We start from the raw sequence: 25154 nt of genomic DNA, 5'->3' as shown, positions 1-25154 counted from the left end.
ACGCCGGCTAGACGATCGACCTCATACGGGCTCGTCCTCAACGGGCGCGCGCTCGTTTTCGATGTCGTGCTGACCCTTGCGCAGGAGATCCCAGCAACTGATGAAGAGCGCGGCCACCAGCGGCCCGATCACGAAGCCGTTGATGCCGATGAGCGAAATACCGCCCAGCGTCGAAATCAGCACGACCCAGTCCGGCAGGCGCGTGTCCTTGCCCACGAGCAGCGGGCGCAGCACGTTGTCCACGGTGCCGATGACCACCGAGCCGAAGACGATGAGTCCGACGCCTTTCGCGATCGCGCCCGTCGAAAGGAAATAGATGGCGACCGGCCCCCACACCAGCGCCGCGCCCACGGCCGGCAGCAGCGAGAGCAGCATCATGACGAAGCCCCAGAGCAGCGCGCCCTGAATGCCGAGCACCCAGAGCGCAACGCCGCCCAGCCCGCCCTGCACGACCGCGACGACCAGGTTGCCCTTCACCGTCGCGCGTATCACCGTCGTGAATTTGCGTATGAGATGCAGCTTGTGCTGTTTGTCGAGCGGAATGGCGTCGCGTATCAGCCGCGAGATTTCGCTTCCGTCGCGCACGAGAAAGAAGAACAGATAGAGCATGACGCCAAAGCTCACCAGGAACTGCAAGGTGTTCTGCCCGACGCTCAGCGCGCGCGTGGCGATGAACTGGCTGATTTCCGCGGCGCCCGCCGAAAGCCGTTGCTGCAGCCCCGGCAGATCCATGAGGTCGTAGCGCGCCAGCAGGTTCTGGATCGAGACGGGCAGTGCATGGACGATCTGGCTGAAGTACGCCCCGAAATCGAGACTGCCGGCGCGCACCTGCTGGTAGGCCAGGGCGACCTGCTGGACCAGCGTTCCCGCGACGAGCGTGAGCGGGAAGATCACGATCACAAGGCAGATCATGAGTGTGATGAGCGCGGCGAGATTGCGCCTGCGCCCGAGCTGTGCGACGAGCCTGCGCTGCACCGGCTGAAAGATCAACGCGAGAATGGCGCCCCAGAGCACCGTGCTGAAGAACGGCGCGAGGATGAAGCACAGCGCGACGGATACCGTCAGCAGCAGCAGGTAGAACGATGTCTGGTGAAGAGCCTTGTTGCCTTCCATGAGCGATAAATTCCCGTTGAGGCCGAATAGTGGACTAACGGCGGACGAGTGGCGACATTGCCCAATCATACCGACAAGATCGTGCCGGCCGTCGCCGGTTGCAATGCACGCTCAGTCCGCGCTCAATACCGCACCCACGAGCCGCACGCGCGTGATCTCCGAAGGCGCGCCAAGGCGTTTGGGCGGCCCCCAGTAACCGGTGCCCCGGCTCGTATAGACCCAGAGGCCGCCGAGCTTTTCCAGCCCCGCGGTGAACGGCTGCTGCAGCCGGACGAGGAAATTCCACGGGAAGATCTGGCCGCCGTGCGTGTGGCCGGACAGTTGCAGCGTGAAGCCCGCGGCGGCGGCGGCGTGCGCGGTGCGAGGCTGGTGCGCGAGCAGCACGCGTGTGTGGATGTCCGCGGGCGCGCCGCGCAGTGCTGCGGCCGGATCGCTGCGGTGCGCGGGATCGAACTGGCCGCCCGTGAAGTCGGTCACGCCGGCCAGCACGAGCCGCTCGCCGCCATGTTCGATCACCACGTGCTGATTCATCAGCACCGTGAGCCCGATGCGGCGGAACTCGGCAATCCACGCGTCCGCGCCCGAGTAGTACTCGTGATTGCCGGTCACGAGATACACGCCGTGATGGGCATTGAGCTTGCCGAGCGGCGCGGTGTGATCGGCGAGATGGGCCACGCTGCCGTCCACGATGTCGCCGGTGATGGCCACCACGTCGGCGTCGAGCTGATTCACGGCGCGCACGATCGCATCGACGTAACCGTGCTTGATCGTGGGCCCGACGTGAATGTCGCTCAGCTGCACGATCGTGAAGCCGTCGAGCGCGGCGGGCAGGCCGCGAATCGGCACCTCGACGTTGCGCACGCGCGCGCGCCGCCGCGCATTGAAGAAGCCGAATCCGGAGGAAACGAAGGCCAGCGTGATCACCGTGGCGGCGCTCGCGGTGCGCCAGTTCGCGAGATCGATGGCGCGGGGCCACAGCGCCTCCACGGTCATGGCGGAGGCGAGCACGATGTCGCGCGCGATCGTCAGCATGAGCAGCGACGAGAAAAATCCCATGGCAAGCATGCCGATCCACGCGAGACGGTCGCCGAGCGGCTGGCGCTTGAAGCGCCGCGCGAGCATGCCGGGCGGGATGAACAGCACCGAGAGCACGAGCCACAGCACCGCGAGCCACTTGCCGGCGGCCGGCACGGGCAGATCGGGGATCAGGCGAAAGCCGACATAGGCGTGCAGCAGCACGCCGATGGCAATGAAGCGGACCAGAAACGAGAGTCGGGGCATGGCGGCGGGAACGGATGGCAGGGGCGGCGCAGGGCGCTGCGGCAAAGGCCCGGACACCGGGAACGCGTAAGGACGGCGTTCAGGCAGGCTGCGTTGGATTTTACCGGGACGGCTGCGTTTGCGCTGTGACATGGCGGCGTCCCCGGTGCTTGCTGCGATGCGCCATCGAAGCCCTGAGGAACGCGGACTCGACATACATGCATGCGTGTATGAATGGGGCTCGCGCGGTACGCGGGGCAGGGTTGTGGCGCTGCGGCATTTCCCTGGATTGCCAATGCGATCTCGCTGGTTGCACTATTTTCTTGCGGGGCTGCGCCACACTATTAAACGTCCATTGAATTAGCCTCGGCGATGGACTATGCTTGAATCGAGGCCCGTGCTTTTCGGGCGCTCCTGGGGGAGACGAATCATGAAAATCATCCGGCCTGCGCATGGGGTGCACGAGGGTCTGCATGGTCGTCACGTCGGTTATGAGGGCAGCCACGTCATGCTGCCGATGGTCGTGCTCTCGATCATGGCCGTCGTAGTCTATTTCGCCGTCAAGCGAGTCGATATCCTCGATATCGGCCGAAGCGCGTTATTCGACGTCGTGATGTTGTTCGTCGCGTTAGGTATCGCGGGCATGTTCGGCGTAGTGGGCGCGTGGCTGCGCTCGCGCACCACCGACGAGCCCGCCGAGGGCTTCTGTTTCGTCGGCGCGCTCATCGGTGCAGCGGTGTTCTATATCGCGCTGCTTACCTGATCCCGCAAGCACAACTGCTGAAATGGGCGGCGCGCGGCGGGCGCATTCGCGCCGTGCGAAACTGTGCGTTTCCCGCTCGATTCAAGCGTTCGCGATGTTCGATCTCTTCGACGACACGCCCCAGTCCGCGCCTCACCCCGACGTGAGGTGGCATCCGTCATGGCTCGCGGACGATGCGGCGGCCGAGGCGCTCACCCGCATCATCGCCGAGGCCGACTGGCGCCAGGAGCGCATTCGCACGCCCGGCGGCTGGGTGGACCAGCCGCGTCTCACGGCCTGGCAAGGCGATGAGGGCGCGGTCTACGTCTACTCTGGAATTCGCAACGTGCCGCAGCCCTGGTCCGCCACGGTGGCCGAATTGCGCGACGCCATCTCGGCGCTGTGCGGCGTGCGTTTTAACAGCGTGCTGCTCAATCGTTATCGCAGCGGCGCAGACAGCATGGGGTGGCATGCCGATCACGAACCCGAGCTGGGCCCGGAACCGGTCATTGCCTCGCTGAGCCTCGGCGCGACGCGGCGTTTCGATCTGCGCCACAACGCAACGGGCGTGGTGCGCTCCTTCCGGCTGACGAGCGGCAGCCTGCTCGTGATGCAGGGCATGACTCAGGCGCAGTGGCGGCATCGGGTGCCGAAGGAGCCCGCCGTGTGCGGTGAGCGCGTCAATCTGACGTTTCGTATTGTGACCGCAGCTTTGCGTAAATAAGACGCTAGATGGCGCCAGATGGCCGCGAAATCAATGAACATGCGATTAGCCTCGAGCTTCCACGCGTCGCCGTAGAAATCAAATAAGACTTTATGCGCATAAACGCCCTATTTGGCGGCGGCGCGCACGACTCAAGCGAAGCTCAACCCAACCGCCGCCGCACGATAGCGACGAGCCGCTCATGAGGCAACGTCGATGCCGCGAGCGCCGTCGTTTCTTCGGGATAGTGCTCGCGCGCGATGTCGGTGAGTACCTGGCCAGGCGGCGCCTCGACCAGCACACTGGCGCCCGATTCGATCACGACCGTCAGTGCGTCGTACCAGCGCACCGTATAGCGCATGTTGGTGGCGAGATCGGCGCGGATCGCGTTTGCGCTGTGGAGCGGGCGGCCGCCGCGATTGTCGACGTAGACACTGCGCGGCGCCGTGAAGGGGATGTCTTTCGCCCACGCGGTGAGCTTGTCGGCGGCATCGGCCAATAGTTCGCAATGCGAAGGAACCGCAACCATGAGCCGTTGCGCCTTGCGCGCGCCGGCAGCAAGCGCGCGCGCGGAGAACGCCGCGAGCGCCGCGTCGGCCCCGGCCACGACGATCTGGCGCGGGGCGTTGACGTTCGCCACGTACACGGGTTCGCCGCCTTCGCGCGCATGTGCTTGCGCGAGCGCTTCCACCTGCGTCTCGCTCAACCCCGCGACGGCCGCCAGGCCGTAGCCCGAGGGCCACGCGTTCTCCATCAGCTCGGCGCGCTTGCGCACCATATGCAGCGCGTCGCCGAACGACAGGGCTTCGCACGTTACCGCTGCCGCATAGGCGCCCACGGATAGCCCTGCGCAGAACTGGGCAACGAGACCTTCGTGCGCGAGCGCGCGCGCAACGGCAACGCCAGCGACCGTCAGCCCGATCTGAACCGCAACCGTGGAGCGCAAGCTGTCGTCGCTATCGAGCGTGAGGACGTCCAGGCCAAGCGCGGCCGATGCCTCGGCGAGCGTCGCCCGCACCGCGTCGTGCTGCGGCAGCTTGTGGAGAAAGCCGGGGCTTTGCGCGCCTTGGCCGGGAAAGAGCAGCGCGAGCGTCATGGTGTGCGCCAGGGATCGGTAACGAGCTGCGCGCCGCTCGAAGCGCGCGCCAGCACGCGCGGCTTGTGCGCGGCGAGTTCGGCCAGCGCGACGCCGCCCGATGGCGTTTCGAGTTGCGCGTCGATGCGCGTGCCGGCGCGGCTCGCGGCTCGCGCGAGCGTTTGCGCAAGCGAGTCGATCGCGGCGCGCGAGACGCGTTGCGGCAGACGAATCAGGACGTCGAGATCGCTCGACGCCGTGAGCGTGGGGATGCCCGCGGCGAGTTCAAAACCCGCGCTGCCCGTGGGGCCCCAGGCGTAATCGCGTAGCGGCGAGGCGGTTTCGCGCAGGGCGGCCAGCGCGATGAACGCGGGCAGTGCGCGGCGCTCGCGCAGCGGCTCGATATCGCGCAGGTCTTCCGGCGCAGAAGACGATTCGATATCCTCAGTATCGAGCCACGTGCCGAAACGCTGTGATCGTGCACTGCCGCGCACGCCGACCGCCACGAAGCCTGCCGCCGCGCGCGTACGCCGCACGACCACCCAGGGTGCGCGCGCGAGGGCGTCGCGTACCCAGTCCGGCTCGTCGCTCGAGTGCGCAATCGATGCGCCGCGTCGAATCTGCAGCAGATCGTGGGCGTGCCAGCGCGCATCGTCCTGGCGCGGCGCGTCTTCTGCGAAGGGCGGGGCAGCGCAGACGCGCATCAGCTAGCGTCCCATTGTTGCGCAAGGCGCTTGCGCACCTCGATCGACGCCACACGCGTGCGCTGTGCCGATTCGCCCTGCAAGCGATGCGCGAGGCCGCTCTTGTCGCCGCGGGCTTCGCGCACCTTCTTCGCGAGCACGTCGCGCACGCGCGCGGTTTGCGCGTTGCTGGGCGCGTCCGCGTCGACGCCTTCGATCAGCTCGTCGAGCAGACCGAGCTTCGCGAACGACGCCATCGAATAGGACATCGGCACGATCTTTTCGCCAAGTTCGTCGAGCTCCTCGACGCTGCGCCGCGTGACGCGCGCCGCGGCTTCCTTGCCCATGGCGTGGACCATCGTGCCGGGCGCGTCGAGCGCGACGATGCGGTTGGCCTGGTAGCCGTGCGCGAGGAACGCGCCCGACATCGCGGGGCCGACGATCAGCGCCACCACGGGATGCCCGGCGAGGCGCGCGCTCGCGTAGGCGTCCACGGCCGATGCGCACGCGAGGTGGATGCCGAGCATCTCCTCACGGTAGCCGTATGCCTGGCTCTTCACGTCGACGATCGCGATGATGGGGCGGCGCTTGCCGCTCGCGGCATCTTCGGCAATCGCGTCGCGCACGGCCTTCGCGAGAAGCCAGCCTTGCTCGAGGCCCACCACGTTGTCGCGCGCGCGCGGAAAGCGGTTCGCGGGATCGGGCGCCACGGTGATGAAGCGCGCCGTTTCGTCGCCGAGCGGCGCATCGGCGTATTGAACGCAGGCGCCTCGTGCGTCAACACCCGCCAGGGCGAGCAGCCAGCGTGTGCCGCGGCTCGTCGTCGTGTCGTTCATGCCGTTTCTCCGCGGAGGTTCGTGGGCGATGCGGCAAACACCGCGCGCATCGATTCTGGGGTGACGCTGGCGGGATCGATTTGCGCGAGCCTGGCGAGCATCGCATCGACGTTCGCCGAGCGATGCGAGTGCGGCACGCCTTGCGAAAACGCCGCGCGCACGGCGGTGCGCACGTCGTCGACGGCATCGTCCACCAGCGCATCGGCGAAGCCTGTCTGCGTGCGCTGCTCGCCGCCGATCAGTTGCCATACCTGGCGGCGGTCGCTCGAATCGAGTTCCTCGATGCCGGCTTCCTGCTCGATCACCTCGGGGCCGTTCATGCCGAGGCGGCCTTGCTTCGTCATCACGAGCATCGAACACAGTGCCGCAGCGAGCGACATTCCGCCAAAGCAACCCACCATGCCCGCGATCACGCCGACCACGGGTACGTGAGCGCGCAACGCGACGATGGCCGACTGGATCTCCGCGATCACGGCGAGGCCGAGATTCGCTTCCTGCAAGCGCACGCCGCCCGTTTCGAACAGGATGACGGGCCGCACGATCTTGCCGCGCTCGCAGTCGGCGAGTGCGAGTTCGAGCGCCGCGGCGATCTTGCTGCCCGACACTTCGCCGATGCTGCCGCCCTGGAACGCGGATTCGATGGCGGCGACCACGGCGGGCTGGCCGTCGATGGTCCCGCGCGCGATCACCGCGCCGTCGTCGGCCTGGCAGACGATGCCCTGCAACGGGAGCCACGGCGATTCGATGCGGTCGAATGGGCCGAGGAGTTCGCGGAACGTGCCCGCGTCGAGCACGGCGGCCGCGCGTTCCCGGGCGCTCAACTCGATGAAGCTTTCGCGCAGCAGCGCGCCCGGCCCCACTTGATTAGCGCTGCTCATGACTGTGCTCCTCGTTCACCGCCCTGAGCCGCTTCCACAGCCTCCGCGAGCCGCAGCGCCACCACGCCGGGCGTCGCGCCGAAGTCGTTGATCTCGATGAGCGCCGCGCCGTCGTAGCGCGTGAAGAAGCGGTCGAGCACGCTCTTCCAGATGTGCCCGTAGCCGTCCACGCTCGTATGCACGACCACGCGCGCCTGCATGTCGCTGGCGGGTTGCAGCAGCACTTCGAGATCGCCCGAACCCACCACGCCCACATGGGCGCGCGTCGTCACGGCGCGTTGCGCCGGGTAGTCGAATGTCAGTTGTTCCATGAAGCCGTCCTCCCGCCCATGCGGTGCTGAAGCAGTCTGTCGATGAAGAGCGTCGCGGCGAGCAGATCGGCCGCGCCGCCCGGCGATGCGTTGAGCGCGAGCAGCGCGCGTTCCAGCGCATCGAAGGCCGCGCGCCCGGCCTGTGTCGCAACGCCACCGGCGTCGCGCACGCGCCGCGCGCCGGCTTGCGCGGCCTCGCGCCCGGCGAGCCCCGCGCGATGGAGCACGCAGGTGTCGTCGAGCGACGCCATGATCGCGAGCAGTGCGTCCACGCGCGCGTGGGCTTCGTCGCAACCTTGCGCCCGTGCGGCGTGCAGCGCGGGTAGACCCACGCGCACGACGTGCGGAAAACCGTCCTGTGCTTCGCCGCGCGCGCCGCCTACCTTGAAACGCTGGCGCACGCGCTCGCCGTGGCTTTGCGTGGGTCGCGCGAACAGGTCGTCGAAGCGTGCAATCGTCGCTGCGGTTGCGCAGATGTGCGCCGCATGGGCGTACGCGCCATGGCTGACGTGAGGCGTGTGCACGATCGCCGCGCCCGCCACGAGCAGGCCGACGATCCAGATCGCGCCGCGATGCGCATTGCTGCCTTGCGTCGCGCGCATCATCGCGGCTTCGCCGGCGCGTCCGATGCGCGCGAGGTCGGTGCGCAGCGCCGTGCCCGGCGCGGCGCCGCACGACGCGCGCGCGAGCGCTTCGAACGTGGGTTCGAGCGCGTGCGCCGAGCGCAGCATCGTCGCGAGATCGAGATCGTTGTGCGCGCCACTACCGCGCGCGTCCACGAGCGCGGGCTTGGGCGTGAGGCGCGCCTCTTCGATCAGTGCGTCGCGGGCGAAGCGTGCGAGCTGTGCGGCCGAACCCGGCGACGGTGCACCGGCGCTGCACGGGACGCGCCGCGCGAGGCCCGCCGCGCCCTCGGCGAACGGCGTAAGGGTGAACGTGCGCATCGCGCTCACCAGCTGCGAAAGCGCGCGGGCGGCGTGTAGAGGCCGCCCGACCAGGTCACCAGATCGTCGATGCTGCGCGCCGCGAGCAGCGAGCGTTTGGCGTCGCCGCGCAGGATGCCGAGATCCTCGGGGAACTGCACGATGCCGCGGCGGCGCAGCTCGTCGGTTTTCTGCTGCTGTGCGCGCAGCCCGATGGGCGTCACGCCCGCCACGGCCGCAAGCGCCGCGCGGCGTTCGTCGATGCCTTCGGCGCGATGCAGGTGCGCAATGCCTTCCTCGGTCACGACGTGGCTCACGTCGTCGCCGTAGATCATCACGGGGGCGACGGGCATGCCGCTCTTCCGGCCCACGGCGATGGCGTCGAGTTCGTCGACGAAGGTCGGCTCGCCGCCTTTCTTCCAGGTCTCCGCAAGCTGCACCACGAGCTTGTGGCCGCGCGAAACCGGGCCGTTGTCCCTGAGCAGCTTGAGCCACGCTTCGCTCGCGTGGCGCCGGCCGCGTGGATCGTGGCCCATGTTCGGCGCGCCGCCGAAACCCGCGAGGCGCCCGCGTGTGACGGTGGACGAGTTCGCGTCGGCGTCGATCTGCAGCGTCGAGCCGATGAAGAGATCGACGGCGTATTGCCCCGCGAGCTGGCACAGCACGCGGTTCGAGCGCAGGCTGCCGTCGCTGCCGGTGAAGAACACATCGGGCCGCGCGGCGATATAGGCCTCCATGCCCACTTCGCTGCCGAAGCAGTGCACGCTTTCCACCCAGCCCGATTCGATCGCTGGAATGAGCGTGGGATGCGGATTGAGCGTCCAGTTACGGCAGATCTTGCCTTTCAGGCCGAGCGATTCGCCATACGTGGGCAGCAGCAATTCGATCGCGGCGGTGTCGAACCCAATGCCGTGATTGAGCGACGCGATGCCATAAGGCGCGTAAATGCCCTTGATGACCATCATCGCGGTGAGCACCTGCAAGTCGCCGATATGACGCGGGTCGCGCGTGAACAGCGGCTCGACCGCGAACGGCCGGTCGGCTTGCACGACCACGTCGACCCACGAGCCGGGGATATCCACGCGCGGCAGTTCGTCGACAATTTCGTTTACCTGAACGATCACGATGCCCTGGCTGAACGCAGCGGCCTCGGCGATGGTGGGCGTGTCCTCGGTGTTCGGGCCGGTGTAGAGGTTGCCGTGGCGGTCGGCCTTCTCGGCGCAAAGCAGCGCGACCTGCGGAATCAGGTCGACGAACATGCGCGCGTATAGCTCGACATAGGTATGGATCGCGCCCACTTCGAGCTGACCGTCTTCGAGCAGCTGCGCGACGCGCAAGCTCTGCGGCCCCGCGAACGCGAAGTCAACGCGATGCGCAATGCCGCGCTCGAACAGCGTGAGTTGCTCGGGCCGGCTGATGCTCGAAATCAGGAGGTGGATGTTGTTGAGCTTTGCGGGATCGGCTTTTGCCAGCGAGCGCGAGAGAAAGTCGGCCTGCTTCTGGTTGTCGCCTTCCAGCGCGACGCGGTCGCCGGGGCGGATCAGCAGTTCGAGCGCTTCGGTCGTGCGCGCGGCGGGAAGGATGCCGTCTTCGAGCCAGTGCGAGATGGCGGCGAGGCGGCGGGCTTTCTCGTCGCGGCGCGTGGTCCACGAGCGCGGCGCGAGGCCGGGCGAGGGTTGCGTATCAGCTTGAGGCTTCATCGGCGGTTCGGCTCCGTGAGCGGGAAGAGGCGGCGCGCGGCTTCGGTGCAGCAGGGGGCGCTGAGGTCGCCGCCGCAGGCGGCGCGGCGCGCTCGGTCAGGAAACGGTAGATGAGTTCGCCCGTGCCGAGCAGGTGCTCCGCCACGAGCTTTTGCGCGGTGGGCACGTCGCCGCGCTTCACGGCGGCGAGGATCTCGGCGTGCTCGCTATCGGATTCGCCCTTGTACTCGGGAAAGCCGAATTTCAGACGCAGATAGCGTTCGCCGCGGCGATGGAGCGTCGTGAGCATCTCCATCAACTGCGGCCGGCCGGCGGGCGCGTAGAGGTTCATATGAAAGGCCTCGTTGCGCGCGACATAGAGCGACGGATCGCGTTCACGCTTCGCGGCCGCGGCGAGCGCGCTCACTTCGCGCAGCGTGGCGCTCGTGTGGTTCGGAATCGCAAGGCCGAGCGCGAGGCTCTCCAGCGCGGAGCGGATCTCGTAGATCTCGCGCGCTTCGTCGGCCGAGAGCGAGGCGACGCTCGCGCCCTTGTTCACTTCGATCTTGGCCCAGCCTTCGCTCGCGAGCTGGCGCAACGCCTCGCGCACGGGAATGGCGCTGACCGAAAAATGCCGCGCGATCGCGTCCTGGCGCAGCGGCGCATCAGGCGCGAGCTTGCCCTCGACGATCGCGCTGCGCAGGGCGTCGGCGATCATGCGCGAGGTGCTGGTGCGGGGCGCGCTAGCGCCTTCCAGGGGAAAACCATCCGTTGCGTCGTTCATAGGATCACATATTATATATAAAAAGACGAAGGCGAAAGCCTCGAAAACCCGCACCACAGAAGCATCGGATTCACTATAGACGGGTAGGGAGAACGGGGGCTTACAGGAAGTTCCTGACGAGGGCCGGCTTCTGCAGCGGCCTGCATTTCCGCGTTTCGCGGCGCGCACGCATACAGGCATGCGCGCAGGGCGAGACATCAAAGGAGAGAGGAGCATCATGAATTCGATCACCGAGTCCGCGCGGCGTACTCGCAGCAAGACACCGCTCAACCGGTCGCAGATCGCCGGTTTCTGGGGCGCCTGGGCGGGCTGGACGCTCGATGGGATGGACTCGTTCATCTACGCACTCGTGCTCACGCCCGCGCTCACCGAACTGTTGCCGCGCTCGGGCTACGAGGCCAGTGCGGCGAACATCGGGCTCGCCGGCTCGATCCTGTTCGCGCTCTTCCTCGTGGGCTGGGGCCTGTCGTTCATCTGGGGGCCGCTCGCCGACCGCTTTGGCCGCACGCGCGTGCTGGCCGGCACCATCTTCATGTTCGCTATCTTCACGGGCCTCTCCGCCACCGCGCAGAGCGTCTGGGCGCTCGGCATCTACCGCTTTCTGGCGGGCGTGGGCATTGGAGGCGAGTGGGCGCTCGCGGGCACCTACGTGGCCGAATCGTGGCCCGAAGATCGCCGCAAGATGGGGGCGGGCTATCTGCAGACCGGCTATTACGCGGGCTTTTTCATCGCGGCCGCGCTCAATTACACGATCGGCGTGCACTTCGGCTGGCGGGCCATGTTCCTCACGGGCGCGGTGCCGGTGGTGGTGGCGATTCTGGTGCTCACGCGCGTGGAGGAGCCGGAGACGTGGCAGAAGTCGGAGGCGAGCCATGTGCACCACGGTCACCCGCTGCGTGAAATCTTCGGCAGCGTGTATCGCGTGCGTACCGTGGTGGCGTGCGCATTGCTGACGATCGCGATCATCGGCCTGTGGGCGGGCGCCGTCTATGAGCCTTCGGCCGTGATCCAGCTCGCGACGAAGGCGGGCGCGAGCAAGGCCGAGGCGATCCGCACCGCTTCGATCGCTACCGGCATTCTCTCCATCGGCACGATCCTGGGCTGTCTCGCGCTGCCGCCGCTGGCCGAACGCATCGGCCGCAAATGGACGCTCGCCGTCTATTTCGCGGGCATGGCCGTGGCGATCGCCGCGAGCTTCGGCTGGGCGTTCTACCTCAAGAACGGGCTGGTGCCGTTCATCGCGCTGCTGTTCGTGCTCGGCTTCTTTGGCGGCAACTTCGCGCTCTTCAGCCTGTGGTTGCCCGAGCAGTTCGGAACGCGCGTGCGCGCCACGGCGTTCGCGTTCTGCACGTCGTTCGGCCGCTTCGTGGGCGCGGGGGTGAACTTCCTGCTGGGCGCCGCGGTGCTGAACATGCACACGCTCGGCACGCCGGTCGCGCTCACGGCGCTGGCATTCGTCGCAGGACTCCTGATCATTCCGTTCGCGCCGGAAACCAGGGGTAAGACGCTGCCGACCTGAGGCTGTGCCTTGACGTGCGCCGCGCGCTTTAGCGGCGCACCTTCACGAGCCTCGGCGGCAGCAGGCGCCAGCCGAGATTCACGCCGAGGCTCGCCGCCACGATCAGCGCCATGCCGGCGAGTTGCAGCGCGCTCAACGCACGCCCGTAGACGATCGCATCGACGGCGATCGCCGTGAGCGGATACACGAACAGCAGCACGGCGATCACGGGCGTGGTGAGCATCGGCAACGCGCCGTAGATCAGCACGTACGAAAGCCCCGTGTGCAGCACCCCCATGCCGACTAGCCAGCCCCATTGCACGGCCGAGATATGCGCGAGCTGGAGCGGCGCGAAAAACGGCGCGATGAGCGGCAGACACACCGCACCCACCGCGCATTGCGTGAGCGTGAGCAGATGCGGGCGAAAATCGCGCAGGCCCTTGGCGATGAGCGTGACGCTCGCGTAGAGCACCGAGCCGCCCAGCGATTCGGCGATGCCGATCGTGTAGCTCGTGCGATCGGCGATATGGCTTTCCGCGAGCACGCCCGAAGCGAGCACGAGGCCCACGAACGCCATGCCGATCCAGCCCAGCCGGTCCGCGCCGAGCCGCTCGTGGAAGAGCGCGGCGCCCATCAGCACGACCCAGAACGGCTGCACGTGGAACACGACCGTCGAGACCGCGATGCTCGTGCGATGGATCGCGTCGAAGAAGGCCACCCACTGCGTCACCATCAGCACGCCCGAAATGAGCGCGAGCGCGAACGTGCGGCGCGTGAACTGCCGGGGCGTGAGCCAGCCCTTGTACGCGCAGTACGCGGCGAGCGCGAGCATGCCGAAAAAGCAGCGGAAGAACACGAGCGTGAGCGCGCCAAGGCGCGCCTCCTCGACGAACACGCCGATCGTGCCCATCAGGAGGCCGCCGCCCGCGAGCATGAGGACGCCTTGCTGACGGTTACCTTGATGATCGGATTGCATGGCTTACGCGGCAAAATCGAAAGGGGGTTGAAAACGGCTCCAGTATTTGCCAGTTGCTGGGCGCGGGCAAACGAATTAAATTGAAGAATTCCATCAATTCAGCTTATGAATCGCCGCCCCCACCTGTAGCCCGGAGCCAGCCCCGCTTGAACCCCGAATTTGACATCGACTTGCTGCGCACCTTCGCTGCCGTCGCCGACGCGGGCAGCTTCACGAAGGCCGCCGTAGCCGTGCACCGCTCGCAGGCGGCCGTGAGCATGCAGGTCAAACGGCTCGAGCAGATGCTCGGCGCCACGCTGTTCACGCGCGACACGCGCAATCTCGCGCTCACGCGGCCGGGCACCACGTTGCTCGAATACGCGCGGCGGGCACTGGACTTGCAGGAGGAAGCGTGGGCGGCGATGGTGCGGCCGGAAGTGACGGGGCGCGTGGTGCTAGGTGCCCCCGACGACTACATGGCCTCGCTGCTCTCGCCGGTTTTACGGCGCTTTTCGACGCTTTATCCGCATGTGGAGATCGAGATCGTATGCGCGCAAAGCTCGGCGCTCGGGCCCATGCTCGCGGACAACAAGATCGACATCGCCTTCGTGACGCGCGACCGCAAGTTGCGCGGCGAATTCGTGCGCGCTGAGGAACTGGTATGGGTGGGCTCCGCCACCGATCCCGCGCCGCTTGCCATGTCGCCGTTGCCGGTGGGTCTATACGAGCACGGCTGCGTGGCGCGCGCGCATACGGTGGCGGCGCTCGATGCCGCGCACATCCGTTATCGGGCGGCATATAGCAGCGCGAGCCTTTTGGGGCTCCTGGCGACCGTGGAAGCGGGCATTGCGATCGTGGCGCTCACGCGCTGCAGCGTGCCGCCGCGCTTTGCGATTCTCGGCGAGGCGCAGGGCCTGCCGAAAATAGAGCCGCTGGAAATCGTGGTGGCGCGCAGCGCCAAATCGAACCGGCCCACGTGCGACTACCTCGCGCAGCAGATGGTGCAGGATCTTTCGGTGCCGCGTCAGCGCGGGTAGACGCTCACTTCGCCGCCCACCGCGAGCCGCACGCGCTTGCCTTCACGCGGCGTGCGATAGCCGGGCACGCGTGCGCGGATCGTTGTGTCCGCATCGATCAGTTGCAGCGTGAGCGCGGCGTCCTGGCCGTGGAAGGTGATGGCGCGCACGATGGCTTCGAGCGTGCCCTCGCGTTGCACGGTTTCGGGCAGCACGTCGATTTGCTCGGGGCGCAGCATCACGTCCACGGCGCCATCTTCGGCGTGCTGCTCTTGCTGGATCGGCAGCGCGCCGAGCACGCAATGCGCCCGTCCGTTCGCTACCGTGCCGGGCAGCAGCACCGCCTCGCCGATGAAAGCCGCGAGTTCGGGCGTGGCCGGGCGGCGGTAGAGCGTTTGCGGCGGCCCGCTTTGCAGAAGTCTTCCCCGCCACAACACGGCAACTTCATGGCCGAGTGACAGCGCCTCGGCCTGGTCGTGGGTGACGAGCACGGCGGTCGCGCCGGCCGCGGCGAGCGCACGCGCCACGGCTTCGCGGGTTTCGACGCGCAACGCGGCGTCGAGCGACGAGAACGGTTCGTCGAGCATCACGAGGCCGGGCGAGGGCGCGAGCGCGCGGGCCAGCGCCACGCGCTGCTGCTGCCCGCCCGAGAGCTGCTGCGGCGCGCGCGATGCATACGCTTGAGGCAGCCCGACGAGTTCGAGCATCTCGGCCACGCGATGGCGTGCACGGCGCTGTGCGCGCGGCAGGCCGAACACGATGTTCCCGGCGACCGAGAGATGCGGGAAGAGGGCGCCTTCCTGCGGCACATAGCCGATGCGGCGCTGTTCGGTCGGCAGATGCAGGCCGTCGCCAGCCACGCGCTGGCCCTCGATCGTGATCGTGCCGGCGTCGGCACGCTCGAAACCGCACAGCAAGCGCAGCAGCGTCGTCTTGCCGCTGCCCGAGGGGCCGAGCAGCGCGACGAGCGAACCCGAGCGCACGGCGAGATCGATGCCGTGCAGGACCGGATGACCGTCGAAGGCCTTTTGAAGGCCGGAGATGCGAAGTGTGCTCATGGGGATGCGAAACGGGACTCAGGCGCCGTTGGCGGGCATATCGGAAGGGGCGGCCGGCGTCGGCGCGGCCGCATGGCCCGCGAGCGCCGAGCGGCCAGCAAATGCGAACAGCAGGCCCGAAGCCGCGAGCGACAGCGCGGTGAGCAGGGCGGCGTAGGGCGCTGCGGCCGCGAAGGCGAGCGTAGAAGTGTCGGTCCAGACTTGCGTGGCCAGCGTGTGGGTGCCGATCGGCGCGAGCAGTAGCGTGGCGTTGAGTTCCGTCACCACGGAGATGAAGACCATCGAGGCCGCCGCGCCGAGACCGGGGCCCGCGAGCGGCAGCACGACGCGGCGCAGCGTCGCGAACCAGCCCAAACCGAGCGCGCGTGCGGTTTCTTCGAGGCGCTGCTGCGCCTGCATGAGCGCGGCGCGCACGCTCACCAGCGCGAGCGGCAGAAAGAGGATGGCGTAGGCCGCGATCAGCAGCGTGGTGCCCTGGTACAGCGGTTCGAGCGCGCGCACGGCGAGCGAGACGATCGCAAGCGCAATGACGAGGCTCGGCACGCCTTGCGCGATAAAGGCAGTACGTTCGAGGAACGTGGCTGCGTGGCCCGGGTAACGCGCCAGCAGATACCCAAGCGGCAGCGCGAGCAGCGTGGTGAAGCATGCGGCCGTCAGACCGAGGCGCAGCGAGGCGAAGGTGGTCGAGACCAGCAACTCGGGCGAGACCTCGGCCGGCGTGATAGCCGCTGCGCCCGGCTGCGTGAGCCAGTAGCCGATCATCGCGAGCGGGACGCCCAGGGTGGCGGCGTTGAGCGCGACGAAGCCCGCCGTGACAGGCCAGCGCCAGCGCCCGAGTGCATGGCGCACGTTCGCGCGCCGCGTGCCGCGATCCACGCGCGCATAGCGGGCGCGCCCGCGCACGCGAAACTCGAGCACGAGGCACACGAGGCAGAGCAGGATTAGCACGCAAGCGAGCAACGAGGCGCCGCCGCCATCGAAGCTCGTGCGGTATTCAGCATAAATTTCCGTGGTGAACGTGCGAAACCGCAATAGCGTGAATGCGCCGAATTCGGAGAGCACGCCGAGCGCGACGAGCAGCATCGAGCCGAACAGCGCGGGCCGCAATTGCGGCAGCACAACGCGCACGAAAACGGCCCAGTGGTTGCAGCCAAGCGCGCGCGCCGACTCTTCGAGCGCCGGGTCGAGACCGCGCAGCGCGGCGGCCACGGGGAGATAAACGAGCGGGAAGTAGGCCGTCGTGATGACGATGAACGCGCCGAGAAAGTCCTGCAAATCCAGGCTCATCGAGACCCACGCATAGCTCGTGACGAACGCGGGCATGGCGAGCGGCGCGGCGGCGAGGAGCGCCCATGCGCGCCGCCCCGGCACATCGGTGCGTTCGACGAGCCATGCCACGGCCGTGCCGAGCATGGCCGAAGCGAGCGTGGCCGAAACGGTGATCGAGAGCGTATTGACGAGCAGCTCGCCAACCAGCGGCCGGAAGATCAGCTCGGCGGCATCGGCGAAGCTGAACGAGAGCGCGCGCCAGAACGTGAGCGCGAGCGGCAGCAGCACCAGCAGCGGGCCGAGCGCGGCCGTCGCGAGCAGCGCGCGCGGCGCATGGCGTCGCGCGCTTTGGGACGGCGCCCTCGCGATAGTCTCTTGATGAGACTCAGGCACGGCTTGCACCGTAGTGACGGCTTCGCTCACGATCTTGCTTCGGACTCCGTGGTGATTAAAGCAGGCCTGCCTGACGCAGCAGCTTGCCCGCCTGGCTGTCGTCGCCTAGCTGCTGGATGGTCAGTGCGGGCGGCTTCAGCTGGTCGAACGGCTTGTTGATGGGATCGCTCGCCACGCCGGGCCGCAACGGATATTCGAAGCTGATGTGGTCCTGCGCCATGAGCTTCTGCGCGCGCTCGCTCACGAGGTAGGCGAGAAACTTCTGCGCGCCGTCCACGTTGTGCGCCGACTTCGTCGCTGCCGCGCCCGAGACGTTCACGAGCGCGCCCACGTCGCCATCGGCGAAGTGCGCCACGGCGCTGCGCGTCTTCTGGTCACCTAGCTCGGCGTGCAGGCGGGCCCAATAGTAATTGTTGATGATGCCCGTCGCCACGGCGCCGCGATTCACGGCGGCGACCACGCCTTCGTCGTCGTCGAAAATCTGCGCGTTGGTCTTCAGGCGCTTGAGCCATTCGAGCGTCGCCGCCTCACCCTTCATCGCGAGCACGGCGTCGACGACCGGCAGAAAGTCGGCGTCGCTCGGGGCGATGCCGACCTTGCCCTTCCATTCCGGCTTCGCGAGATCGAGAAGCGATTGCGGCAACTGCCCCGCTTGCACCTTGGCGGTGTTGTACGCAAGCACGTTCTCGCGCGCGGTCACGCCCACCCACTGTCCTTGCGGCGAGTTGTAGCGCGCGGGCACGACGGCGAGCGTGGCTTGCTGCACGGGCGAGAGCAGGCCCTTCTCCTCGAGCAGCATCAGCTCGGGCGAGTTCTCGGTGAAGTAGACGTCGGCGGGCGTCTTCGTGCCTTCGGCGACGAGTTGCGCCGCGAGTGCCGGGCCTTCGCCGCTGCGGATCTTCACGCCAATGCCCGTCTGTTGCTCGAAGTCCTTCGCGAGCTGGTTCACGACCTGCTCGTGCTGCGCGTTGTAGATCGTGATTGAGGCGGCGTGGGCGCCGGGCGGCAGCATGACGGCGATGGCGAGCGAGAATGCGGCGGCGCGCAGCGCGGCGCGCTTCGAGGAAAGTTTCATATTGATTAGAGATCCGATGTTATCGACCGATATCAAGCGCTGAACAGCTCCGCACCGATGAACGAGCCCGGCTTCGCACCCGGCGGGCACGCGAAGATCGCGCTGCCCACGTGCGTGGTGAACTGGTTCATCATGTCGAACTTCGCGAGGCGCTCGTTGATCGGAATGAAGCCCGTGCGCGGGTCGCTCTGGTGCGCGACGAAGATGAGGCCCGCGTCGTATTCGGTTTCCTGGCGCCACGGCGGCCACCGCTCGATATAGAAGTCCGTGCTGTCGTTGTACGAGTACGAGCGGCGCAGGATCTGCGCGCCGTTGTTCGATGCGCGGTTCGAGAGGCGCACGTGCGAGTTCTCGGGAATCAGCAGATTGCCGTCCTCGTCTTTCGCGTCGAGGTCGACGGTGTCGAACTCCTTCTTCATGCCGATGGGCGCGCCGCTGTACTTGTGGCGGCCGAACACCTGCTCCTGGAAACCGGGCTCCATCTGGTCCCAGTGCTCCAGCGTGATGCGGATGCGCCGCACCACCGTATAGGTGCCGCCCTGCATCCACGGCGCGTCGGCAGCGGTGGCCCAAACGAACTGGTTCATCGCTTTCGGATCCGCGGTCGGCGGATTGTTGGTGCCGTCCTTGAAGCCCATGAGATTGCGCGGCGTCTGCGCGCGCGGGCCCGAGAGAAAGCCCGCCTGGCCCCAACGCATCGTCAGGACTCCATAGCCTTGGCGCGCGAGCTGGCGCACCGCGTGGAAGGCAACTTGCGCGTCGTTAGCGCAGGCCTGGACGAAGAGATCGCCGCCGGTTTTCTGCGCGATCAGCTGGTCGCCGTTGAAGCGCGGCAGATCGACGAGCGCGGCAGGGCGCTTGTGTGCGAGACCGTAGCGGTCCTTGTCCTGCGAGGTGAAGAGGCCGGGGCCGAAGCCGAACGTCACCGTGAGGCCGGCCGGGCCGAGGCCCAGCGCGTCGCCGGAGTCGGGCGCGGGATGATCTTCGCCCGTACCGTCGAGCGATGCCGCGGGCTGCGCCTGGCTCATGCGCGCGGCGGATTGCGTCCACTTGCGCAGCAGGTTGATGACGTCGTCGCGCGAGGTCGTCGTGAGGTCGAAGGCCGCGACATAGGTGTGCGCCTGCTGCGGCGTCACGATGCCGCCTTGGTGCTCGCCGTAGAACGGCTCGACGGCGAGCATCGGGTCGACGGGCATGGCGTGATGCTTCGCCTCGGCGGCCTGGGCGAGGCCGCTCGTGGCCGCGCCTGCGCCGAGGCTCGCCCCGAGTGCTGCGCCAGCTTTCAGGAAGCCGCGCCGCGCGGGGCGCGACGGGTTGTCGAGGGTATCGTCGGAGGACATGTTTATTGAGCCAGCACGAGAGTGTTCACGTCGTCTTCCACGTAGTAGAAGCCGTCGCCTGACGGGGTCAGCGCGATGCCGAACAGGTCGCCGTTGCCCGGCGGGCTTTGCGCCTTGTCGGTATCGAGCCAGCGCGCGTAAAGCTGTTTGGCCGCCACGGGGTCGATCTCGACGACCTGGCCGTTCAGCGCGTTCGTCACTAAAAGGTGACCGTGGGGCGTGGCGATCATGGCGAGCGGGCGGTGCAGCAGGCCGTCGGCGGTGAGCTGGCGGCCCACACCTGCACTCGTGTCGCGCGTGAGCGGATCTTCGATCACGTTGATGCGGTTGCCGATCGCGTCGGACACGTAGAGCAGCTTGTTGTCCGTCGAAAGCGCGAGGCCGGTGGGGCCGACGAGGAATACGCCCTTGTCTGCCTGCGCGCCAAAGCCGCTCGCCACCACGGTTTCTCTCTTTACGACCGGCGCCTCGCCGCCCGGGATGTCGAGGTCGAGGCGCAGCACCGTCGCCTGCTTGAACACAGGCGGGTTGCCATCCGCGCGGCCCACGCCGAAGCCGGCATTGCTCACGAACAGCGTGGCATGGTCGCCGTTGTCCAGCACGGCCATGTTGCCCCAGGGATCGTTGATATTCGGACTGCTGATGGTCTTCGCAATCCTGCCGTTGCTGTCGAGCACGATCAGGCAGCCGGCGCCCTTGGTGCTGGTCGTGCCGTCGTTGCTCGGCGTGCTGCCTACGATGATCCAGCCCGACTTGAGCATCGTCATCGCAGTCGAGAGACCCACGCCGCCGGGGCATTCCTTGAGATCGCGCGGGATGGTCGCGAACAGCGTCATCTGCTTCGTGTCCGGGCGATAGTCGACGATCGTGCTGCCGGTGCCCTGGAGGTTCGACGCGTTGTTGAAGTTGTCCACCATCACGTCGCCTTGCTTCACTGTGCCGGACGAGACCGGCGCCACGACGATCGCATACGGGTTCTGGTCGCCGTTGTCGGGTACGGTGTTGATGAGCGTGGTGTGGTGCTTGACGGTCTCGAGCAGGCCCTGCGGGTCAGCGTGGGCCGCGAGCGGCGCGCCGGCGAGCGCGGCTGCGGCGGCAAGCGCGAGTGCGGACCGGACGGCGTGGACCGTGCATCGCAGGAGCGTGCGCGTAGCATGTTTCATTTTGAATCTCCGTGCCTCGCGAATCCGGCGCGCAGGCCGGCGGAAATACGCGAGGACTTGGGGTGGATATGGACCGGTAGCGCTTGCCCGGGTTAAAACGTGATGTTGGTCCGCACGCCGATCACGAACGTGTTGCGCAGCGGCGCCGTCGGGTCTTGCGGGTTCTGGCCCGCGCCCGCGTTGAACGTGTACTGCGCGTCGGCCTGGAGAATCCACCACGGCGTGACCTGGTACTGATAGGTGGCTTCGAGTGCCGTTTCCTGCGTGCGCACGCCGTAAGGGCCGCCGCTAAACAATCGCTGATCGAGGTCGAGGTTGTGCACGTTGTTGCCAACCTTGATGTACGTGGCGGCAAGGCCCACGCTGTCGTTGTCGCGGCCCTTGAACGGCGCCTTCATGACGATGCCGAGGTTGGCCGCGAGGCTCACCAGATTGCGGTCGCCGGGCGCGCCCATCACGCGCGCGAACACGCCGATGCTGCGCGGTTCGTCCGGATCGGGACGCCAGATCATCTGGTCGGCCACCGCGTAGACGCTGTAATTGCCACGATGTGTCGCCGCAATGCCGGTCGAGGCCGGATTCGCGAGCGAAAGGCCGGTGTTGTCGTGGCGCTGGTCGTCGAACGGGTTGTTGTTGTACCAGAAGCCAATCTTGTAGGTGCCCGGCAGGCCGCGACCGTCGGCGCTCACGAGCTCGCCTTCGGACGGCTGGTTGATGGCGTACTGCAGCTCGCCAATCCACAACGTGCCGTTGCGAAGATTGAGGTTCGTACCACTAAGGTTATTCGGGTCGTTGCCGAGCGGGTCGCCAGCGAACACGCCCGCGAGCGCGGTGAGCGATGGCGTGATCTGCCCGCGCACGCGCACGCCGAGACCCGCGAGCGGATAGGCCGGCCCGCCCGAGGGCATGTCGTACGAAGGCAGCGCGGGCCAGCCGAACATCGTGTTGATGAAGAGCGCCGCATACTGGCTCGTGATGAATTCCTGGTCGAGACTCTGCTGACCGATCTTCACGTCAAGGCGCTTGTCGAGGAACGATTGCTGGTACCACAGCTCCCAGAGGCGCGTGGTGGGCGTGGCTTCGATGCCGCTCGCCGTGTTCAGCGTGCCGAGGTTCGACGTGCTCAGGTTGGTGCCGTGAATCTGCAGGCCGCTCACGTTGAAGAGACCTCCCGGAATGCCGAGCGCCTTGCTCGTATCGACCTGCACGGTCGCGGTCGTGAGGCCGTCATATGCGCCGCCAGTCTTGAGGCCGCCGCGCAGGTTGGCGAGGTATTCGCTCGTCTCCGTGAGCTGAAAGGTCACGCCGTATTTGCCGAGCCACGGCCGCAGTCCGCCCATGTCGCCGAGCATGGTCTGGCGAGTCCAGAAGCCGGTCCAGAAGTTCGACGGCTGCGCCTGGATGGCGAGATCGGCCTCGGGCGCTTCAGGGGCGGCGTCGGGGTTGGCATTGCTTTGCGCATGCGCCGCACCGCAGGCGAATGTCGCGCTGGCGGCGAGCGCCGCGATGGCGTGCAACGCCGGCGCACGCCGCGGCGCCGGACGGCGGCGCGCCGCACTGCGCGAGCAGGCCGGCGAAGTGACCTGGACGGATCGGCTCAATTTCATCGGATTCCTTACTTATTGAAATGAATGCTAGATCGGTCGCGCTGGCGTTTGCTATTCGCGAATCGCTGAATACCCGAGATCCCAGACGGCGCCATCGTACTGATAGAAAATGCGATCGTCAACAAAAACGAGAATGATTCGCAATCGCCTTACGTGGTGCGGCGATATTCTTTCAAGTTGCTTTCTCTGCTGAGGTTTGCCATTACAGATAGTCAGTCCCGCCGAATCGATCAGATGGCCGGACTCGCTTATCATCAAAGGCGGGAGCGTATGCACATCAATCATTTCGTCAACAAGAAGAGCCCATGACCGACCTCACGACTCGCCAGGAACTCGATCTGGACGCGTACTTCGCCCGCATCGGTTATGACGGTCCGCGCGCCGCGACAGTCGCCGTGCTGCGCGAACTGCACCGGTTGCACCCGCTCGCCATTCCTTTCGAGAATCTCGATCCGCTGGCGGGGCGGCGCGTGTCGATCAAGCTCCCGGACATCGTCGCGAAGCTCGTGACGCGGCGTCGCGGCGGCTACTGCTTCGAGCACAACACGTTGCTTGCGCACGCGCTCATGCAATTGGGCTTTACGGTGACACCGCTCGCCGCACGTGTGCTGTACGGACGTGAACCGCAAGCGCGTACGCCGCGCACGCATATGCTGCTGCGCGTGGAGGCGCAAGGCGACGCGTGGCTCGTCGACGTGGGCTTCGGCGCCGCGACGCTGCGCGCACCGCTTTCGTTCTCGACCGACGCGCCACAGCCAACGCCGCATGAACCGGCGCGGCTCGTGACGTTGTCGGCGAACGAGCGCAAGTTGCAGTTGCACGATGGCGACGAATGGATCGACCTTTACCGCTTCGAATTGACGCCTGCCGAGTGGGTCGATTACGAAATGGCGAACTGGTACACGTCCGCTTCGCCCGATTCGTTCTTCACGTTCAGCGTGATCGCGTGTATTGCGCGCGAAGGCGGTCGGGTGATCCTGTTCAACGAGCGCTTTACCGAGCGCGACGCCCAGGGCCGCGTAACCGAGGAACGTACGATCGCCAATGGCGAGGAACTCGCGCAATGCTTGCGTGAGCGCTTCGGCATCGACTGCGCGCGTGGCGATGCGGCGCAGCGCCTGGACGCCGACGCGCTCTTCGCACGCATGTCGACGCATATGGAGAAGGGATAAGCGCGAGCGAGCGCAAGCAGTCGCGCACCGTGCGAAGCGCACACTGCGCCGCCGCGCAAGGAGGGCATCATGACTGAGCCGCAGATGACCAAACCGCTGATGACGAAGCTGATCGTGAAAATCGTGATCTGGTTCGGGCTGATGGGCGTGCTGCTCTTCGGTTCCGCGGGCACGATCGCGTGGACGGCGGCTTGGCTCTGGCTGCTCGAGTGGGCCGCTTGCGGCGTGTGGATCGGCTTGTGGCTCGCGCGCGAGGATCCCGGCTTGCTGGCCGAGCGCCTCGCGCCGCTTGCGCAACGCGAGCAGCAGGCGTGGGACCGCGTGTTCATGCTGTGCGTGTCCGTGGGGTTTTGCGCGTGGCTTTGCCTGATGGGCATCGACGCCGTGCGCATGAGCTGGTCGCGCGTGCCGCTGTGGCTAAGCGTGCTGGGCGCCGTCGCCATCTTCGTCGATATCTATGCGACGCGTGCGGTCTTCGCGGCGAACCGCTATGCGGCGCCGGTCGTAAAGATCCAGCGCGAGCGCGGACATACGGTCAGCGACAGCGGCCCATATGGCTACGTGCGCCATCCGATGTATGGCTTCGCGCTGCTCTTTCTCGTTGGCACGCCGCTCATGCTCGGATCGTGGTGGGGGCTCGCGTGCGTGCCGTTCATGGTCGTGGGCCTCGGCTATCGCGCCGTGCGCGAGGAAGAGACGCTCGCGGAGAACCTGCCCGGATACCGCGCGTATCTGGACCGCGTGCGTTACCGCTTCGTGCCGGGCGTGTGGTAGTGCGCAGCTATGGCGTGGCCGGTGCGGCCAGGGCGTCGGCGTAACGGCGATAAAGCCAGGCGAGCGCCGTGGTGGTGAGCAGCGCGAACACGATATTGCCGATGCTCTGGCCGATCGCGAGCGCCGTGAGCCAGCCGGGCTTCTGCACGATCGCAGGGGAAACGCCTGCGAGGCCCATGACGATCAATACGAGCAGGCCGCACACGGCAACCGGCAGCGCGGCGACGAATATCACGCCAAAGAGGCTCCAGAAGTGACCGCGGCTATCGCGCCAGGCGGCGCCGAAGGCAATCGGGCTGCCGATCGCGAGTGCCGGAAAAAGCAGCGAAAGGCGCACGGCCACGAACACCCAGGCCGCGATGACCACGAGCATGAGAAACGCCGCGCCGCCCTGGTATTGAGGCCGCAGCACGAACCAGAGCGTGAGCGCGAACCCGATGAGCGCGACCGCCAGAATGAGGCCGACCGCGAATATGCGCAGGAACGGCCTCGCTCGCGCCGGCATGAGCGGCGTGGTGCGCTCGCCCAGCAGCACGAAGCGCGAGATCTTGAGCGTGAACCAGAGGTAGATCAGTGAATTCAGAAGCGAAGCGAGATTGCCGAGCGCGATGAGCGCGCCCGAGGGAGCCACGCCCTCGGCCGGCACGGGCCGCCCGGCGAGCCCGAACCAGCCGAGCACCGCGTAGGCGATGAAGGTGCCCACGACGAGCAGCGGCATTTGCACGGCGGCCTGCCAGGCGCTCGCCCACGCGCGCTTGACGCATTCCATGAAGGTCATCTGTTGCATGGACTTTTGACACGGATAACAGAGAGCCTACAGTCTAACGCGGCACGCCGGAAACGAAGG

Annotated in this window: 24 protein-coding genes; 6 read left to right on the top strand and 18 right to left on the bottom strand. The window is 67.0% G+C overall.

Features of this window, described 5'->3' with window-relative positions:
• Positions 1 to 21 precede the first annotated feature (21 nt).
• Positions 22 to 1113: an AI-2E family transporter gene (locus tag VSR34_RS32330; protein ID WP_028214140.1), complete on the bottom strand. Its 1092-nt coding sequence runs from the start codon at positions 1111 to 1113 to the stop codon at positions 22 to 24.
• Positions 1114 to 1224: 111 nt separating this feature from the next.
• The gene (locus VSR34_RS32325; protein ID WP_028231891.1) at positions 1225 to 2394 is read right to left on the bottom strand and encodes a metallophosphoesterase; all 1170 of its coding nucleotides are present in this window, start codon (positions 2392 to 2394) and stop codon (positions 1225 to 1227) included.
• A gap of 409 nt (positions 2395 to 2803) precedes the next feature.
• On the opposite strand from VSR34_RS32325, the gene VSR34_RS32320 reads away from it, so the two are divergent.
• Together VSR34_RS32320 and VSR34_RS32315 are read left to right on the top strand one after the other, a co-directional pair.
• Positions 2804 to 3136, top strand: a complete 333-nt coding sequence (locus tag VSR34_RS32320; protein WP_028231890.1) for a hypothetical protein — start codon at positions 2804 to 2806, stop codon at positions 3134 to 3136.
• A 94-nt stretch (positions 3137 to 3230) separates the two neighbouring features.
• A complete protein-coding gene (locus VSR34_RS32315; protein WP_342964531.1) occupies positions 3231 to 3839 on the top strand; it encodes an alpha-ketoglutarate-dependent dioxygenase AlkB in 609 nt (202 codons plus the stop codon).
• A gap of 142 nt (positions 3840 to 3981) precedes the next feature.
• Here the strand turns inward: VSR34_RS32315 and mdcH are convergent, their stop codons facing one another.
• Genes mdcH through VSR34_RS32275 form a run of 8 tightly spaced genes read right to left on the bottom strand, consistent with a single transcriptional unit; the run spans position 3982 to position 10987 of the window.
• Positions 3982 to 4914, bottom strand: a complete 933-nt coding sequence (gene mdcH, locus VSR34_RS32310; protein ID WP_036020518.1) for a malonate decarboxylase subunit epsilon — start codon at positions 4912 to 4914, stop codon at positions 3982 to 3984.
• On the bottom strand, positions 4911 to 5597 hold the full coding sequence (locus tag VSR34_RS32305; RefSeq protein WP_342964530.1) for a malonate decarboxylase holo-ACP synthase: 687 nt from the start codon (positions 5595 to 5597) through the stop codon (positions 4911 to 4913). Before VSR34_RS32305 ends, mdcH begins: the two co-directional genes overlap by 4 nt.
• Complete coding sequence (gene mdcE, locus VSR34_RS32300) at positions 5597 to 6412, bottom strand: biotin-independent malonate decarboxylase subunit gamma (protein ID WP_342964529.1); 816 nt, start codon at positions 6410 to 6412, stop codon at positions 5597 to 5599. Before mdcE ends, VSR34_RS32305 begins: the two co-directional genes overlap by 1 nt.
• Positions 6409 to 7290: a biotin-independent malonate decarboxylase subunit beta gene (locus tag VSR34_RS32295; RefSeq protein WP_342964528.1), complete on the bottom strand. Its 882-nt coding sequence runs from the start codon at positions 7288 to 7290 to the stop codon at positions 6409 to 6411. Before VSR34_RS32295 ends, mdcE begins: the two co-directional genes overlap by 4 nt.
• The gene (locus VSR34_RS32290) at positions 7287 to 7601 is read right to left on the bottom strand and encodes a malonate decarboxylase subunit delta (protein WP_028214148.1); all 315 of its coding nucleotides are present in this window, start codon (positions 7599 to 7601) and stop codon (positions 7287 to 7289) included. Before VSR34_RS32290 ends, VSR34_RS32295 begins: the two co-directional genes overlap by 4 nt.
• A complete protein-coding gene (locus tag VSR34_RS32285; protein ID WP_342964527.1) occupies positions 7589 to 8545 on the bottom strand; it encodes a triphosphoribosyl-dephospho-CoA synthase in 957 nt (318 codons plus the stop codon). Before VSR34_RS32285 ends, VSR34_RS32290 begins: the two co-directional genes overlap by 13 nt.
• Positions 8546 to 8550: 5 nt before the next feature.
• Positions 8551 to 10224, bottom strand: a complete 1674-nt coding sequence (gene mdcA, locus VSR34_RS32280; RefSeq protein ID WP_342964526.1) for a malonate decarboxylase subunit alpha — start codon at positions 10222 to 10224, stop codon at positions 8551 to 8553.
• Entirely contained in the window at positions 10208 to 10987 is a 780-nt protein-coding gene (locus tag VSR34_RS32275) for a GntR family transcriptional regulator (protein WP_028214150.1), read from the bottom strand. Before VSR34_RS32275 ends, mdcA begins: the two co-directional genes overlap by 17 nt.
• Positions 10988 to 11204: 217 nt before the next feature.
• Between VSR34_RS32275 and VSR34_RS32270 the strand changes: the two genes are divergently transcribed.
• On the top strand, positions 11205 to 12506 hold the full coding sequence (locus tag VSR34_RS32270) for an MFS transporter (RefSeq protein WP_028214151.1): 1302 nt from the start codon (positions 11205 to 11207) through the stop codon (positions 12504 to 12506).
• A gap of 28 nt (positions 12507 to 12534) precedes the next feature.
• Here VSR34_RS32270 and VSR34_RS32265 read toward each other — a convergent pair whose 3' ends face one another.
• A complete protein-coding gene (locus VSR34_RS32265) occupies positions 12535 to 13461 on the bottom strand; it encodes a DMT family transporter (protein WP_028214152.1) in 927 nt (308 codons plus the stop codon).
• 146 nt (positions 13462 to 13607) lie between these two features.
• Between VSR34_RS32265 and VSR34_RS32260 the strand changes: the two genes are divergently transcribed.
• Positions 13608 to 14477 (top strand): LysR family transcriptional regulator, encoded by an 870-nt coding sequence (locus VSR34_RS32260; RefSeq protein WP_028214153.1) that lies wholly within the window; start codon positions 13608 to 13610, stop codon positions 14475 to 14477.
• On the opposite strand, the gene VSR34_RS32255 is transcribed toward VSR34_RS32260, so the two are convergent.
• The 6 genes from VSR34_RS32255 to VSR34_RS32230 form a co-directional block, all read right to left on the bottom strand.
• Positions 14465 to 15514, bottom strand: a complete 1050-nt coding sequence (locus tag VSR34_RS32255) for an ABC transporter ATP-binding protein (protein ID WP_342964525.1) — start codon at positions 15512 to 15514, stop codon at positions 14465 to 14467. The genes VSR34_RS32260 and VSR34_RS32255 overlap by 13 nt on opposite strands.
• Before the next feature lie 18 nt (positions 15515 to 15532).
• On the bottom strand, positions 15533 to 17152 hold the full coding sequence (locus VSR34_RS32250; RefSeq protein ID WP_342964539.1) for an iron ABC transporter permease: 1620 nt from the start codon (positions 17150 to 17152) through the stop codon (positions 15533 to 15535).
• A 79-nt stretch (positions 17153 to 17231) separates the two neighbouring features.
• Positions 17232 to 18188: an iron ABC transporter substrate-binding protein gene (locus tag VSR34_RS32245; RefSeq protein ID WP_342964538.1), complete on the bottom strand. Its 957-nt coding sequence runs from the start codon at positions 18186 to 18188 to the stop codon at positions 17232 to 17234.
• A gap of 95 nt (positions 18189 to 18283) precedes the next feature.
• Positions 18284 to 19591 (bottom strand): iron uptake transporter deferrochelatase/peroxidase subunit, encoded by a 1308-nt coding sequence (gene efeB, locus VSR34_RS32240; protein WP_342964524.1) that lies wholly within the window; start codon positions 19589 to 19591, stop codon positions 18284 to 18286.
• A 2-nt stretch (positions 19592 to 19593) separates the two neighbouring features.
• Entirely contained in the window at positions 19594 to 20754 is a 1161-nt protein-coding gene (locus VSR34_RS32235) for a hypothetical protein (RefSeq protein ID WP_342964523.1), read from the bottom strand.
• Between the two features lie 92 nt (positions 20755 to 20846).
• Positions 20847 to 22361 (bottom strand): carbohydrate porin, encoded by a 1515-nt coding sequence (locus tag VSR34_RS32230; RefSeq protein WP_342964522.1) that lies wholly within the window; start codon positions 22359 to 22361, stop codon positions 20847 to 20849.
• Between the two features lie 305 nt (positions 22362 to 22666).
• Between VSR34_RS32230 and VSR34_RS32225 the strand changes: the two genes are divergently transcribed.
• Together VSR34_RS32225 and VSR34_RS32220 are read left to right on the top strand one after the other, a co-directional pair.
• A complete protein-coding gene (locus VSR34_RS32225) occupies positions 22667 to 23533 on the top strand; it encodes an arylamine N-acetyltransferase (RefSeq protein ID WP_342964521.1) in 867 nt (288 codons plus the stop codon).
• Between the two features lie 96 nt (positions 23534 to 23629).
• Positions 23630 to 24307 carry an isoprenylcysteine carboxylmethyltransferase family protein gene (locus tag VSR34_RS32220; RefSeq protein ID WP_028214160.1) on the top strand — a complete coding sequence of 226 codons (678 nt, stop codon included), beginning with the start codon at positions 23630 to 23632 and terminating at the stop codon, positions 24305 to 24307.
• Positions 24308 to 24314: 7 nt separating this feature from the next.
• On the opposite strand, the gene VSR34_RS32215 is transcribed toward VSR34_RS32220, so the two are convergent.
• A complete protein-coding gene (locus VSR34_RS32215; RefSeq protein WP_154671344.1) occupies positions 24315 to 25094 on the bottom strand; it encodes a hypothetical protein in 780 nt (259 codons plus the stop codon).
• Positions 25095 to 25154: the final 60 nt, after the last annotated feature.

It is taken from the genome of Paraburkholderia sp. JHI2823 (assembly GCF_038900695.1).
GTDB classification, from domain to species: domain Bacteria; phylum Pseudomonadota; class Gammaproteobacteria; order Burkholderiales; family Burkholderiaceae; genus Paraburkholderia; species Paraburkholderia mimosarum.
Note: the sequence above shows the minus strand (reverse complement) of the source record. Positions and strands in the feature narration are given on the sequence as shown.

Coding starts and splice junctions, on each gene's coding strand:
- VSR34_RS32320 (WP_028231890.1), top strand. CDS start 2,804: ATGAAAATCATCCGGCCTGCGCATGGGGTGCACGAGGGTCTGCATGGT.
- VSR34_RS32225 (WP_342964521.1), top strand. CDS start 22,667: ATGACCGACCTCACGACTCGCCAGGAACTCGATCTGGACGCGTACTTC.
- VSR34_RS32230 (WP_342964522.1), bottom strand. CDS start 22,361: ATGAAATTGAGCCGATCCGTCCAGGTCACTTCGCCGGCCTGCTCGCGC.
- mdcH (WP_036020518.1), bottom strand. CDS start 4,914: ATGACGCTCGCGCTGCTCTTTCCCGGCCAAGGCGCGCAAAGCCCCGGC.
- VSR34_RS32295 (WP_342964528.1), bottom strand. CDS start 7,290: ATGAGCAGCGCTAATCAAGTGGGGCCGGGCGCGCTGCTGCGCGAAAGC.
- VSR34_RS32270 (WP_028214151.1), top strand. CDS start 11,205: ATGAATTCGATCACCGAGTCCGCGCGGCGTACTCGCAGCAAGACACCG.
- VSR34_RS32325 (WP_028231891.1), bottom strand. CDS start 2,394: ATGCCCCGACTCTCGTTTCTGGTCCGCTTCATTGCCATCGGCGTGCTG.
- VSR34_RS32305 (WP_342964530.1), bottom strand. CDS start 5,597: ATGCGCGTCTGCGCTGCCCCGCCCTTCGCAGAAGACGCGCCGCGCCAG.
- VSR34_RS32255 (WP_342964525.1), bottom strand. CDS start 15,514: ATGAGCACACTTCGCATCTCCGGCCTTCAAAAGGCCTTCGACGGTCAT.
- VSR34_RS32265 (WP_028214152.1), bottom strand. CDS start 13,461: ATGCAATCCGATCATCAAGGTAACCGTCAGCAAGGCGTCCTCATGCTC.
- VSR34_RS32330 (WP_028214140.1), bottom strand. CDS start 1,113: ATGGAAGGCAACAAGGCTCTTCACCAGACATCGTTCTACCTGCTGCTG.
- mdcA (WP_342964526.1), bottom strand. CDS start 10,224: ATGAAGCCTCAAGCTGATACGCAACCCTCGCCCGGCCTCGCGCCGCGC.
- VSR34_RS32275 (WP_028214150.1), bottom strand. CDS start 10,987: ATGAACGACGCAACGGATGGTTTTCCCCTGGAAGGCGCTAGCGCGCCC.
- efeB (WP_342964524.1), bottom strand. CDS start 19,591: ATGTCCTCCGACGATACCCTCGACAACCCGTCGCGCCCCGCGCGGCGC.
- VSR34_RS32290 (WP_028214148.1), bottom strand. CDS start 7,601: ATGGAACAACTGACATTCGACTACCCGGCGCAACGCGCCGTGACGACG.
- VSR34_RS32315 (WP_342964531.1), top strand. CDS start 3,231: ATGTTCGATCTCTTCGACGACACGCCCCAGTCCGCGCCTCACCCCGAC.
- VSR34_RS32285 (WP_342964527.1), bottom strand. CDS start 8,545: ATGCGCACGTTCACCCTTACGCCGTTCGCCGAGGGCGCGGCGGGCCTC.
- VSR34_RS32245 (WP_342964538.1), bottom strand. CDS start 18,188: ATGCTGCCGCCCGGCGCCCACGCCGCCTCAATCACGATCTACAACGCG.
- mdcE (WP_342964529.1), bottom strand. CDS start 6,412: ATGAACGACACGACGACGAGCCGCGGCACACGCTGGCTGCTCGCCCTG.
- VSR34_RS32235 (WP_342964523.1), bottom strand. CDS start 20,754: ATGAAACATGCTACGCGCACGCTCCTGCGATGCACGGTCCACGCCGTC.
- VSR34_RS32215 (WP_154671344.1), bottom strand. CDS start 25,094: ATGCAACAGATGACCTTCATGGAATGCGTCAAGCGCGCGTGGGCGAGC.